This is a genomic window from Vibrio sp. Vb2131, from assembly GCF_033338535.1.
Classification (GTDB): Bacteria; Pseudomonadota; Gammaproteobacteria; order Enterobacterales; family Vibrionaceae; genus Vibrio; species Vibrio alginolyticus.
Genome location: NZ_JAWOSW010000011.1, coordinates 142,345 through 155,466 on the forward strand (window position 1 = coordinate 142,345; position 13,122 = coordinate 155,466).

The window sequence follows — 13,122 nt, forward strand, 5'->3', positions numbered from 1 at the left end:
ATCGTGGGATTAGTCGAGTGATTTTTTGAAGCGAAATGAAGCGACAATAAGGCCGATAACGGTGAATCCAAGTAACCAAACTGTATCTCGCCATAGCTCCATTAGGTCTGCACCACGCAGCACCACACCACGAATAATTCGCATAAAGTGGGTGGCAGGCAGCGCTTCGGATATCCATTGTGCCGCGATGGGCATTCCTTCATAAGGGAACATAAATCCGGACAGAAGAATCGACGGCAATAGAATGAATACCGTCATCTGCATGGCCTGAAGCTGCGTCGTCGCAATGGTGGATATCACCAAACCTAAGGTTAAACTCGCGGCGATAAACAACAGCGTGCCAAACAGTATCTGACTAATGGCGCCGTTTATCGGCACACCAAATATCCAGTGCCCCAAGCCTAAAATGATAAACACTTGTATCAGACCAACAAAGATGTAGGGAATGATCTTCGCTAACATGAGTTCGATGGAGTGGATTGGCGTAGTAATCAATAACTCTAAATTACCGCGTTCCCTTTCTCGAACAATGGCTGCGCTGGTGAACAAGATCATCGTCATAGTCAGAATCACACCCAACAAACCGGGGACAATGTTCACCGCCGAGCGTCGACTCGGATTGTAATACAGCGCAACTTCAAAGGTTTTGGTTGGAGCAGGGCGTATCTCAAAATCAAAATCCGTTAACGGCATGGTTTGTAGTGAGAGAATCGCAGAACTGATCATGGTGTCTGAACCATCCACAATCCACTGGCCAAGCTCTCTGCCTTGCACCATACGTTGGGTTAAGTCGCTAGGTAGAATCAAAGCCGCGCGCACTAAACCGTCTTGAATAGCTTGCTCGGCTTCTGAAGCGGTAGCGAAGGTTTCGACCACATCGACCACTTGCGTGACTTTGACGGACTCGGTGATCACACGCCCAGCAGTACTGCCACTTTGATCGACGACGCCAACGGGAATGTTGCGAATATCGGTATTAATGGCAAAGCCGAACAGCAAAAGCTGAATCAACGGGATCATCACGACCATGCCAAAGGTAATTCGGTCACGTGAAAGCTGACGGATCTCTTTGATCATTACCGCTTTCATACGGGCAATAGATTTCATCATTGGCGACCTTCTCCCGTAACGCTGACAAACACATCTTCCAAGCTAGGACGAGCAATGTTCATCTCGCAGCCCTCAAGCTCTGGAAAGGTTTGGGTTAACCATTCGATCGGTTGTTCGATGTGCTGGTGGATCAAAATGCGTAAGCGGATGCCGAGCTGTGCGGCTGAGCGTACTTCTTCGCGTCGAATGACTTTCTCTTTTAGCTCGCGTAATTTATCCGCTTTGACTTCGACGATGTTAACGCCCATTTGCGCCATGAGCTCTTCTGGCTCACCATCGGCGCGGATTTCCCCGGCTTCCATAATCGCCAGACGATGGCAGCGTTCCGCTTCATCCATGTAGTGCGTTGTGACCAAAATCGTTGTGCCTTGGTCAGAGAGATCAAACAATTGCTCCCAGAAATCGCGTCGGTTCTCTGGGTCAACCGCAGACGTGGGTTCATCAAGAAACAACAGTTCTGGTTTATGCATGGTCGCTGCGGCGAGAGACAAGCGCTGCTTCTGGCCGCCACTCATTCCGCCGACGCGCTGTTTACGTAGTTGGTCGAGACCGTAGGTGGATAGTTGTTCTTCGATGCGAGCTTTCAGGGCCTTGGTTTCCATACCAAAGATTTGTCCAATAAACTCAAGATTCTCTTGAACCGTCAGGTCATCATAAAGCGAGAACTTTTGTGTCATGTAGCCTATCTTAAGGCGCAGAAGCTCAGATTGTTTTGGGATCTCTAGCCCGAGTACATCGACATTGCCCTCACTTGGGCTGAGTAGGCCTGTTAACACACGAATGGTTGTCGATTTACCGCAGCCGTTGGGGCCAAGAAAACCATAAATACTGCCTTTGGGCACATTAAGCGTGATGTTGTTGATGGCGGTGAAGTCACCAAACTTCTTCACTACATTTTCAGCTTGAATCGCGTATTCGGTCATTGGCTTACTCCACCAAATCCACTTGCGCTGGAATGCCCGAAGGCAAGGATTGTGCTGAGTCTTGTAGGTCGACTTCTGCAAGGTACATCAAACGCGAGCGTTCTTCCTCGGTAAGCGCGAAATAAGGTGTGAATGAAGGTTCAGTTGCAACCCAACGAACGGTGCCGCTATATGGTTGCTCAACGCCATCTACATGCACGTTAACCGTTTTACCCGGCACAAAGTCGACTCGATAGTTAGCAGGAACATAAACACGAGCGTATGGGACGCGGCTGGCTTGAATTACGGCAACAATACCATTAACAGGAACGCGTTCACCAAGGTTAAACGGTAGGTTATCTAACAAGCCATCTCGCGTGGCCGTGATGGTGAGTTCTGCCAGCTTTTGTTCTTGCAGTGCTACATCGGCTTTTGCAGCCATGAGTGCGGCTTTCGCTTGTTCAATATCTTCAGGGCGAGAGCCAGCGGTCAGTTTACTGAACTCTTCTTGTGAGGAGTCCAATTCAGCGCGGGCAGAATCTCTGGCTGCTAAAGCGGTGTCTTTTTCTGATTGGCTGATGAGTTTCTTGCGGACTAACTCCGCTTTACGTTGGTAGTTCTTTTGCGCTTCAACCAATTGAGCTTCCGCTCTGGCAACGCGTGCTTGCGCTGCGGCAATGTCTTCTGGTCGCTCACCATTGGTCAATTTCAAAAGATAGGCGTCAGCCTTGGCTTGTTCGGCAACTGCGTGAGCTAAAACGGCTTCTTGGTTCTTTGTATCGAGCTGAACCAGCACTTCTCCTTCGGTGACTTGGCTGCCTTCCTTAATGGGTAGGGCACGAATTATCTCGCTAGAGGTGGCAGTGAAGGTTACGCGGTCACGTTCTAATGTGCCAAGGGCTTGCTGTCCGTCATCTTTGGAACAGGCAGTTAAAAGAGTCAGGGCTAGGGTGCCAAGAATGATTCGCTTCATCATGCGACGCTTCCTCTAAGAAGGTGAGCTCGAACTCGTATCAAGCTATAGAAGAGTATGGGACTGCATTCAGTGTAACGTGAGTCAGTTTTGTCCGGCTAGGAAGTTAATTCCTTCAATATTCATCAATTGATTAATTATTGAAGCTGGCCTCACTCTTGAATGCGTCTCTAAGAATATTCTCATTCAAATATAGTGGGTTACCGTGCACGCGTAAAGAAACGGCTAGATAAAGTAAAGCCCGATGGCTGAGCATCGGGCTTTACAGAGCGCGCTAGGACAAAGTTAACGCAACCTTTAATGGCTGTTTAAGCCGTTTTAAACTGACTGACGATTTCTTGTAGGCCAACCGCCAGTTCACTTAAGTCTCGGCACGCAATCGCGGTTTGACGAGAGCCTGTTGCGACTTCGCTAGAGAACTGGTTGATGTGTTCGACATTGCGATGCAGCTCTTCAGTCACAGAGCTCTGCTCACTGCACGCACTCGCGATTTGGATGCTCTTTTCAGCGATGTTGTCAGCGCTTTGCTCGATGTGACCAATCGTCGTACCTGCTCGCTGAGCTTGTTCAACGCACACTTGAATCAAATCGCTGCTGTTGTTTGTTGCCGATACAGCGGTTTTCGAGCAATTCTGAAGCTTGCTGATGATGGCAATGATCTCTTCTGTCGATGCTTGTGTGCGACTCGCTAGCGTACGAACTTCATCAGCTACAACTGCAAATCCGCGGCCTTGTTCACCCGCGCGGGCTGCTTCAATTGCGGCATTGAGAGCAAGTAGGTTAGTTTGCTCTGCGATGTCTTGAATCACGTCAACCACCACGCTGATGTTCGATGCGTCTTGCTCTAGCTCGCTTACCATGGTACCTACAGATTGAATCGCGACTGAAGCTTCGTTGATCTGTTCAATACACTCTTGAACCACTTCTAAGCCTTCTTTGGCTTCTTGAGAGGCACTGTTTGCAGTTTCTGAAGCGGCTTCTGTGTTGCTTGCAACATCATGCACCGTTGCTTGCATTTCGTTCATGGCAGTCGCAATCAGGTTAAGTTGTTGCTGCTGCTCATCCATGCCTGAAGAGGTTTGTTCTGAAATGGCGCTCACTTCCTCGGTAGCGGTGCTCACCTGAGCGGTAGTAGAAGAGATGCTGTCGACCAGACTCAGCAGCTTGGCTTGCATATCTTCACAGGCGTCTGCCAATAAACCGAGCTCGTCGTTACCAATTTTATTGCGCGGAAGTTTGTAAGTAAGGTCGCCGGAAGCAATCTTAGAGGCCATTTCAACCACGTATTGCAGTGGAGAGCAGATTTGTTTTGTGAGGAATAGGCCGAGTACAAAGCTCAATGCCAATAAAGCAACAATCGCGATAATGCTGTAAGTGATGGCGTCTGCTACCACATCGTGAGTGCTGTTGATGTCTTCTTTGATGAAGGTTTGGTTTAACTCAACCAGATCTTTAATCGAGCTAGAAAGTGCTTGGAACGTTGAAAAACCATCCAGCAGCATAGCGTTGGCTTCATCAATGCGTTTTGTGGTCAATAGCTCTGAATATTTGTCGTTGAAGCTACGGTATTTTGACCACGCACTCGATACTTCATTATAAGCATCACGGTCGCGCTGATCCCAAAGTGTTTTACCATATTGTTCAATATAGTTGTCGATTTTATTTTCTGATTCATCCAAACCTTTAAGCCAAGTGTTAAATTCAGCATGGTTTACATTGGTCAGCAAAGAGAATTCGTCTTTTCTTAAGGTGCCAATTTCGATTTCAATGTTTTTTACCAATAAAATACTTGGCACTGTGGTGTCAGAAAATTCTGTCATCTTGCCATCAATAAGTTTTATTTGAGAGGTAAAGAAGAAAGATAACGCAATGACGGCAGCGGAGATAACAAGTATCAACGCACTGATTTTACTTTTAATACTTAGGTTAGAAAGTTTCATAGACTCACTGCAAATTGGGTGGCTTGAAAGGCTCGGAGTCTATTCCTGAGATTTGAAATTTAGTGTGATGAAAGTCTCAAATAGTTTTATCGGAAACCAAAATAAAATGGAAACTTAATGTTCATATTTCGTTTGAAAATAAGTTAATAGTTAATCAATATTGATGGGGGAAATAATTAATTAACTTATAAATTATTTCGAGTACGAATTGGTATTAATCTTGATAACCTTACATTCAATCAGAATTTTCTTATTGATTAATTTCGTTATTTATGTGTTAGCAAATTTTCCTAAATATTAAAACAAGACATCATACCGAATTGAAGTATTATTTCGGTAAAATAAAAGCTTGATGCTGAACATCGGGCTTCATTGTTTGAGTTTTATAGCCAAGACTTAAGGCATCTAAATCACGTTGGTTTAATCACCAAGAGGCTGTCTTTCCAAACCGCCACGATAAGAGTCGAGGGCAACTTTGAGTCGACGAAGTTTATCGCGCGAGCGTCGCTTATGATTAACGGCTAAAGCCATCGAAAGTACATCAACCAAAGCCAACATCGCGTAACGAGAAGCCGATGGTTTATAGATGAAGTCCGTCTCTTGGTGCTCAATAGGCAGAACCAAATCGGCTTGCTCAGTCAAAGGCGTGTCTTTCGGAGTAATCACAATAACTTTCACGCCGTACTGCTTGGCTAATTGCGCGGTTTCTATGATGGCAGGGGTATAGCCAGTGGCTGAGATCATGACCAACACATCGTTCGCGTCTGCCGTCGCCGCAATCATGCGCGATAACAAGCCATCGTTGTACGCCACAACAGGATAGCCCAGACGGAACAAACGATGCTGCATCTCTTGTGCTGCAATGGTTGAGCCGCCACCCATACCAATGCAGATCACTTGTCTTGCGTTGTGCAGCCAGTTCACGGCAGTGTCGATATCTTCTTCAACAATCAAACTGCGGTTTACATCAAGGGATTGCTTGATCGACTCATAGATGCCTTGGTAGCCACTTTGATCAGGTGGCTCAAGGATGAATCGTTGTCCAACCGTTAAGGTTTGTGCCAGTTTGATCTTCATATCACGCACGTTTTTGCAGCCAACAGCTTTAGCAAAACGGGTGATGGTGGCTTCACTCACTTCTGCGCTTTCTGCCAGTTCAGTAATGCTGGCATTGGCGGCAGTTTGAATGTCGTCCATGATCAACTTCGCGACCTTCTTTTCGGCATCGCGCAGCGCACTGAAACGTTCAGTGATTTGAGAGATAATATCGACTTCTAAACTCAAGCTGTGTTCCTATCTTTTGCATGGAGACGATTGTGCCGCCTCCACTGGTTTGGCATGAAGTATAACGAAAAGCCTCACTAAGCTCATCATCAGAAACGGGTTTTCACCCAATGAGTGACTTGATACTCATCATCACAAACCGCCACGGCACGCCACTTATCAAACGTTAAACATGGATGAGAGGTTGAGAAGGCAATCATATCACCCACTTGAAGGTCGCTGTTTGCGTCTACTTCGATGAACGCATGCTGATCCATCACCGCGGTCGTTACAGCACTTTCAATAGAGATTGACGCACCATCGCGGTAAGCGCGCTCAGGGATTGGCAATCCAGCATCAAACGCCACGTCACGTTTACCAAAGCCGGCAACTAGCTTGGTTGGCTCTGGGCGAGAAATCACATAAGCCCAAAGCTCTAGTGCTGATTTCAAGTCACCACCTAAGTCACACGCTGCGCCTTGATTGTTTTCAGCGCGCTGCATGACTTTGTTTTGTGCATCTAGGTAAATGCCTGTGTCATGAATCGCGTAGCAACCTGGGCGAATGACGGCATCAAAATCCTCTAGGTTGGCAAAGCATTCAGAAACTACGTCATACCAAGCAGAGCCAGCGCCTGTGACCAGAGGTTTAGACTCAATCAACTTGTCGTTTTGTAGTTGGGCTGCGATTTCTAATGTGGTGTTGAGGAAGTCACGGATGTCCTGCTCAGCATTGTCACCATGAATGACACCTTCGTAAACCTCGATACCTTTGAGTGTAAGGTGAGGTTGCTGGTGGATGAGAGTGGCGAGCTCAACCACATCTTGTTGGTTTCGGCATCCACAGCGACCGCCTTCGACACCAAACTCAATCAGTACATTAAGCGGCAATTGATGTTCAGCGAAGGCACGCTCTAGCGCTTTGACGTTTCGGCTTGAATCCACACAGCAATAGAAGTTGACTCCGTGGGATTCAATCAAGTTGGCGATGATGGTCATGTTAGCGCGCCCGACTAGTTGGTTCGCCATGATGATGTTTTTCGCTCCGCCTAGCGCCGCAATCTCTGCCTGAGCCGGCGTTGCAACGGTAATGCCCCAAGCGCCGTTTTCTAATTGCTGCTGAAAGAAAGCGGGAGTCATGGTGGTTTTACCGTGCGGTGACAACTTCACTTTGTGCTGATTCGCGAAACGCTGCATCCAATCGAGGTTGTTCTTCAATGAAGAAGATTTGATCACCGCTGCGGGCAGGGTGATCTCTTCATGGATCAAACTGTGTAACCCATCGGAATTGCACGCAACAGGTTGAGCCTTTTCTCCGTAACCTGGCGTGGTAACACACTCATTATGATAGTTTTTATCACACTTTTGGCGATTGTCTTTCATGGCGTACCTACTTCTAACATGGTCTAAGTGGTTGATATTAAGTGTTTGTTGCTAACTACCATAAATAATATGTTAGAAAGTATCAAACAAACCTGAGTTTTTTGTGTGTTTCTTCACTGTTTAAATTTCAAGAATTATTAAGATGGAATCATGTTAACGACGGACGAAGAGAGTGAAGTATGTTGTTCGATACCATTATCAAAAGCGTGGAGGTATTTGACGGTACGGGTGCAGCACCATTCATTGCTGATGTTGCGATTCGTCAAGATCGTATTGAGCAAGTAGGGCAGCTAGACGAGCTTTCTGCAAAGAAGGTTATCAACGGTCAGGGTCTTGCGTTGGCTCCGGGATTTATTGATGTGCACACGCACGATGACACCAATGTGATTCGTTACCCTGACTGCTTGCCAAAGATCAGCCAAGGTGTGACGACGGTAATCGTAGGCAATTGCGGAATTAGCGCGAGTCCTGCGGTACTCAGTGATACCCCGCCAGACCCAATGAACCTATTGGGCAAGCAGGAAGACTTCAAATACCCAACTTTTGCGGAGTATGCGAAGGCGGTACAAGCGGCAAACCCTGCGGTCAACGTTGCTGCGTTAGTCGGTCACACAACTTTACGTAACAACGTGATGGACGACTTACTGCGCACGGCTACCGATGAAGAAATCGAGCAAATGCGCCAAACACTGGCACAAGCGATGGAAGAGGGCGCATTGGGTTTGAGCTCGGGTCTTGCTTATGCGAGTGCCAAGCAAGCGAACGCGGATGAAGTCATGCGCCTAGCGGAAATTCTTGGCCATCACGGTGGTATCTACACCACACACATGCGTACCGAGTTTGAAGAAATCATCAGCGCAATGGAAGAAGCCTTTGAAACTGGGCAGTACGCGAAAGTGCCAGTGGTGATTTCTCATCTGAAATGTGCAGGCGCAGGCAACTGGGGACGCACGGTAGAAGTGCTGGATTTGATGGATAAGGTTTCTGAGCATCAAGACGTGTCTTGCGATTGCTACCCATATTCTGCGAGTTCTTCAACGTTGGATTTAAAACAGGTGACGGATGAAATCGACATCTTCATCACTTGGTCTGAAAGCAAACCCGAACACGCTGGCAAGATGCTGAAAGACATTGCTGACGAGATGCAACTGCCTCTTATGGAAGCAGCAAAAGCGTTGCAACCTGCGGGCGCGGTTTATCACTGCATGGATGAAAACGACGTCAAACGTGTCCTTAAGTATAAGTTGACCATGGTGGGCTCGGACGGATTACCAAATGACCCGCACCCACATCCACGTTTGTGGGGCACATTCCCGAAAGTTTTGGGGCATTACTGTCGTGAAGAACAGCTTTTCCCATTGGCAGAAGCGATTCACAAGATGACGGGGATGTCAGCAACACGCTATCAACTGAAAGATCGTGGGGAAATAAAAACAGGCGCTTACGCAGACTTGGTTTTATTTAACCCAAATACAATTAAAGATACTGCAACGTTCGAAAATCCAATTTCCGTCGCGCAAGGTATTGAATCTGTATTTGTAAATGGCGAGCTATCTTATTTAAAAGATAAAGTCACCGAAAATAGAAATGGCGTATTTATTTATCGAAGTAATACCCATCAATAACTTATTAAATAAATTAATTTTATAGATTAAGCATTATCACTGGAGAATATTATGTCAATTAAACGTTATGGTGTAGAAGGCGGCGTAGGTACTGGCGGTCAACATTTACCATTTGCACGAGCAACAGAAGCGGGCGGCTTCTTATACGTATCAGGTCAAACACCAATGACTGACGGCGAAGTGGTAGAAGGCGGTATCGTTGACCAATCTCGCCTAGCGATTCAAAACTGTGTTGATATCATGGAAGAAGCAGGCTACACGCTAGCTGACGTGGTACACGTAAAGGTGGTGCTAACGGATTCTCGTTACTTCCAATCGTTCAATAAAGTGTTCAGAGAGTTCTTTGGTGACCACCCACCTGCACGTATTTGTATGGTGTGTGATCTCGTGGTGGACGTGAAAGTCGAAGTCGATGTGACTTGCTACCGCGAAGATCGCCGATAGAAATCACACTTTACCTAATTAAATAAAATAGAGTGCCGGAAATAATTACTTTCCTGTTATTATCTTTTTGGCACTCTCACTCCCTACATAAATATAATTTCATAAAGCAGTAGTGCCTAATATATTTAGCAAAAGCTATAAAAATAAAATTAGATAATTTCTGGAATAAAATCTAATACTTGCTGCTGGAATTATATCAATCTGAAAGATGGATTTTGATATGAGAGGTGTTCAATGAACAGTACACTTTTTCTTACCGGCTTCGGTGCGTATGTCTTATTTTTAATTTGGTTGGGATGGTTTGTCTCTCGCAACCAAAAATCAGGTGAAGACTTTCTACTCGGTGGTCGAGGCTTACCTCTGTTCCTCGTATTAGGTACCACGGTAGCAACCATGGTTGGCACGGGCTCAAGTATGGGCGCGGTTGGCTTTGGTTACTCAAACGGTTGGGCTGGTGCGCTTTACGGCATTGGCGGCGCAATTGGTATCTTGTTATTGGCGCTGTGGTTTGCGCCAGTCCGTAAACTCAACTTTATGACTATGAGTGAAGAGCTCGCATACTACGTAGGTGCAAACCGCATCGTGAAGAACGTGGTTGGTCTGCTTATCTTTATCGCTTCTATTGGCTGGTTGGGCGCACACATCCTTGGTGGTGGTATGTACCTAGCGTGGATTGCCGATATTGAGCTGAGCACTGCGAAGATGATCATCGCAGCAGCGTTTACCATTTACGTGGTTATTGGCGGCTACACTGCGGTGGTTTGGACGGACACCATTCAAGCTATCATCTTATTCGTTGGCTTCATTCTAATGGCGGTACTGTCAGTGCAACACATTGGCGGCTTGGATAACCTGTACTCTGCCATGGACCCAGAAGCGGTGAGCTTCCTTGCGATTGATAAGCTTGGTTTAATCCCTGCGGTTTCTCTTGCCGTCGTGATTGGTGTGGGTGTACTTGCAACGCCTTCATTCCGCCAACGCATCTACTCAGGCAAAGATGTATCAACCATCCGCCGTTCATTCGTAGCGTCTGGTGTGCTGTACTTGTTCTTCTCTATCATCCCTGCAGTTATTGGTATGGCGGCGCATGCGATTGATCCTGAGTTGAACAACGCGAACTTTGCTTTCCCATACATCGCGGCAACGGTATTGCCAGTAGGCGTTGGTCTTATCGTTCTTATTGCAGGTCTATCGGCAACCATGTCGAGTGCAAGTTCCGATGCGATTGCGGGCGTGTCTATCTTACTGCGTGATGTGTACGTTATGTTCACCGGTCGCGTGCCAAACAAAGAATCCATGTTGAATTACTCTCGCTTGGCTTTGGTTGTAGTGATCGGTTGTGCATTGCTGTTCGCGCTAACCTCTAACGACATCATCGGCTACATCACTAAGATGATCTCGACAGTTATGTCTGGCATGTTCGTGTGCGGTATGTTGGGTCGCTTCTGGAAGCGTTACAACTGGCAAGGTGCATTGGCAACATTGGCAGGTGCGTCTATTGCTTCATTTGCAGTAATGCTTAGCCCTGACCTGACCGCTTTCTGGGGCAACCCAGTGATTCCATCTTGCTTGTTTGCCCTAACCGCTGGTGTGGCAGTAAGCCTAGTGACTCCAGCTAACCAAGTGTCACCAGAAATGGCACGAGCAATCCTTGATGATGAGCGTGCTCTGATGGAAATGGAACTGTCTGACAAAGGCGTTCTGGAAGAAGATGTTTCATTAAATAACCGCACAACAGCAAATCAAAACGCTTAGCAGCAAAGAGTTTCGGCTCGAACAGAAACTCGCTTATAAGCTCCTGACAAACTGGTGGCTCCCCCGAGCCACCATTCTAAATTTATCCAAAGTAGGTGAACGATGACCGATTCATCCCAGACTAAAATTGCTTTCTTTGGCGAATGCATGATTGAACTGAGCGGCGACCCAATTCGCAAAGGCTTTGGTGGCGACACGCTCAATACCGCACTTTACCTCTCTCGACTAACGGCTCAACAACCTGTCCAAGTGTCTTACGCGACCGGTCTTGGGGAGGACGTACTTTCTCAAGTGCTTCTGGAAAACTGGCAACAAGAAGGCATTGCGACTGATCTTGTCGAGATCTTCCCAGCTCAGCTTCCGGGTTTGTACATGGTGCAGACTGACCAAGAAGGCGAACGCAGCTTTCTTTATTGGCGTGACAGCGCAGCCGTTAAAAGTTACTTCTCTACCTCTTCGCTCAACAAATTAGAAGCCGCGATTGCGAACCGAGAGCTGCATTATCTCTATCTGAGTGGCATCAGCATTGCGATTCTAAATGACGATAGCAAAGTAAGGCTGAAAAAGGCGTTAAGTCAGTTCTCACAAGCTGGAGGCAAGGTTATCTTCGATAATAACTTCCGTCCTCAACTTTGGTCTGCACAAGAGGCAAAGCATTGGTACAGCCAAATTCTGCCTTTAGTCGACATTGCGCTTATCACTGAAGACGATGATGTCTTGGTATGGGGGGAAGAGGAAAGTGCCGAGCAGCGCTGCCTTCGCTTTGGTTGCCAAGAAATCGTGATTAAACGTGGCTGTGAGCCTTGCAAATTGGTTTGGTCGCAAGGTGACGACAAGCAAAGCGCTTACGTAGCCGCCGAGAAGGTTGTCAAAGTGATCGACACGTGTGCCGCCGGCGATTCATTTGCTGCTGGTTACCTTGCAGGACGATTGACCGGACAAAGCTGTGAGGAGTCAGCCGAACTCGGTCACGCATTAGCGGCAACCGTTATTCAATATCCTGGCGCGATCATTCCAAACGACGCCATGACTCATCTAATTCGATAATTTCCGAGAACATATTATGTCCCAAGCAATGATTCAGCAACTTCAGCACTTCAAAGTTATTCCTGTTATTCAAATTAATAAGGTAGAGCACGCGATTCCATTGGCGAAAGTGTTAGTAGAAAACGGTCTGCCAGTTGCGGAAGTGACGTTTCGAACAGAAGCCGCTGCCGATGCGATTAAAGCCATGCGCGACGCTTATCCGCAAATGTGCATCGGTGCTGGCACGGTACTGACGCCAGAGCAAATTACCCAAGCGAAAGACGCGGGTGCAGAGTTTATTGTCGCGCCGGGGTTGAACCCAAATACCGTGCGTCGCTGCCAAGAAATCAACATGCCAATCGTACCGGGCGTCAATAACCCAAGTCAGGTTGAGCAAGCACTAGAGTTGGGTTTGAACTTCCTCAAATTCTTCCCGGCAGAAGCGAGCGGTGGTATCGCGATGGTGAAGTCGCTACTCGCACCTTATGTTGATGTGAGTCTGATGCCGACAGGCGGTATCGGTAAGAGCAACGTCAATGATTACCTAGCTATCGACCGTGTGGTTTGTTGCGGTGGTACTTGGATGGTGGCACCGAGCTTAATTGAAAACGAACAATGGGACGAAATTGGTAAGCTGGTTCGTGAAGCAGTAGAGCTGGTTGCGTAACTCAAACAGAGCTCTTTTACCCAAGTCGCGAGACC

Annotated in this window: 11 protein-coding genes; 5 read left to right on the forward strand and 6 right to left on the reverse strand. The window is 47.1% G+C overall.

Going from position 1 to position 13,122, the window contains the following annotated elements:
- Nucleotides 1-9 precede the first annotated feature (9 nt).
- From R7E38_RS13510 to R7E38_RS13535, 6 genes are all read right to left on the reverse strand, one after another.
- Nucleotides 10-1,107, reverse strand: a complete 1,098-nt coding sequence (locus R7E38_RS13510; RefSeq protein WP_226084268.1) for an ABC transporter permease — start codon at nucleotides 1,105-1,107, stop codon at nucleotides 10-12.
- A complete protein-coding gene (locus tag R7E38_RS13515) occupies nucleotides 1,107-2,033 on the reverse strand; it encodes an ABC transporter ATP-binding protein (RefSeq protein WP_262664411.1) in 927 nt (308 codons plus the stop codon). Before R7E38_RS13515 ends, R7E38_RS13510 begins: the two co-directional genes overlap by 1 nt.
- A gap of 4 nt (nucleotides 2,034-2,037) precedes the next feature.
- Nucleotides 2,038-2,988: an HlyD family secretion protein gene (locus R7E38_RS13520; protein WP_017821513.1), complete on the reverse strand. Its 951-nt coding sequence runs from the start codon at nucleotides 2,986-2,988 to the stop codon at nucleotides 2,038-2,040.
- Nucleotides 2,989-3,293: 305 nt separating this feature from the next.
- On the reverse strand, nucleotides 3,294-4,925 hold the full coding sequence (locus R7E38_RS13525; RefSeq protein WP_180827035.1) for a methyl-accepting chemotaxis protein: 1,632 nt from the start codon (nucleotides 4,923-4,925) through the stop codon (nucleotides 3,294-3,296).
- Nucleotides 4,926-5,345: 420 nt separating this feature from the next.
- Entirely contained in the window at nucleotides 5,346-6,209 is an 864-nt protein-coding gene (locus R7E38_RS13530) for a MurR/RpiR family transcriptional regulator (RefSeq protein WP_005425077.1), read from the reverse strand.
- Nucleotides 6,210-6,298: 89 nt separating this feature from the next.
- Entirely contained in the window at nucleotides 6,299-7,570 is a 1,272-nt protein-coding gene (locus tag R7E38_RS13535) for an amino acid deaminase (protein ID WP_226084265.1), read from the reverse strand.
- 179 nt (nucleotides 7,571-7,749) lie between these two features.
- On the opposite strand from R7E38_RS13535, the gene R7E38_RS13540 reads away from it, so the two are divergent.
- From R7E38_RS13540 to R7E38_RS13560, 5 genes are all read left to right on the forward strand, one after another.
- Entirely contained in the window at nucleotides 7,750-9,195 is a 1,446-nt protein-coding gene (locus tag R7E38_RS13540) for an N-acyl-D-amino-acid deacylase family protein (protein ID WP_226084264.1), read from the forward strand.
- Nucleotides 9,196-9,246: 51 nt separating this feature from the next.
- A complete protein-coding gene (locus tag R7E38_RS13545; RefSeq protein ID WP_005425100.1) occupies nucleotides 9,247-9,639 on the forward strand; it encodes a RidA family protein in 393 nt (130 codons plus the stop codon).
- Nucleotides 9,640-9,873: 234 nt separating this feature from the next.
- Nucleotides 9,874-11,394 carry a sodium:solute symporter family protein gene (locus tag R7E38_RS13550; protein ID WP_226084263.1) on the forward strand — a complete coding sequence of 507 codons (1,521 nt, stop codon included), beginning with the start codon at nucleotides 9,874-9,876 and terminating at the stop codon, nucleotides 11,392-11,394.
- Between the two features lie 102 nt (nucleotides 11,395-11,496).
- Nucleotides 11,497-12,441 carry a sugar kinase gene (locus R7E38_RS13555; protein WP_226084262.1) on the forward strand — a complete coding sequence of 315 codons (945 nt, stop codon included), beginning with the start codon at nucleotides 11,497-11,499 and terminating at the stop codon, nucleotides 12,439-12,441.
- 16 nt (nucleotides 12,442-12,457) lie between these two features.
- Nucleotides 12,458-13,087 carry a bifunctional 4-hydroxy-2-oxoglutarate aldolase/2-dehydro-3-deoxy-phosphogluconate aldolase gene (locus R7E38_RS13560; protein ID WP_226084261.1) on the forward strand — a complete coding sequence of 210 codons (630 nt, stop codon included), beginning with the start codon at nucleotides 12,458-12,460 and terminating at the stop codon, nucleotides 13,085-13,087.
- The last annotated feature ends 35 nt before the right edge of the window (nucleotides 13,088-13,122 follow it).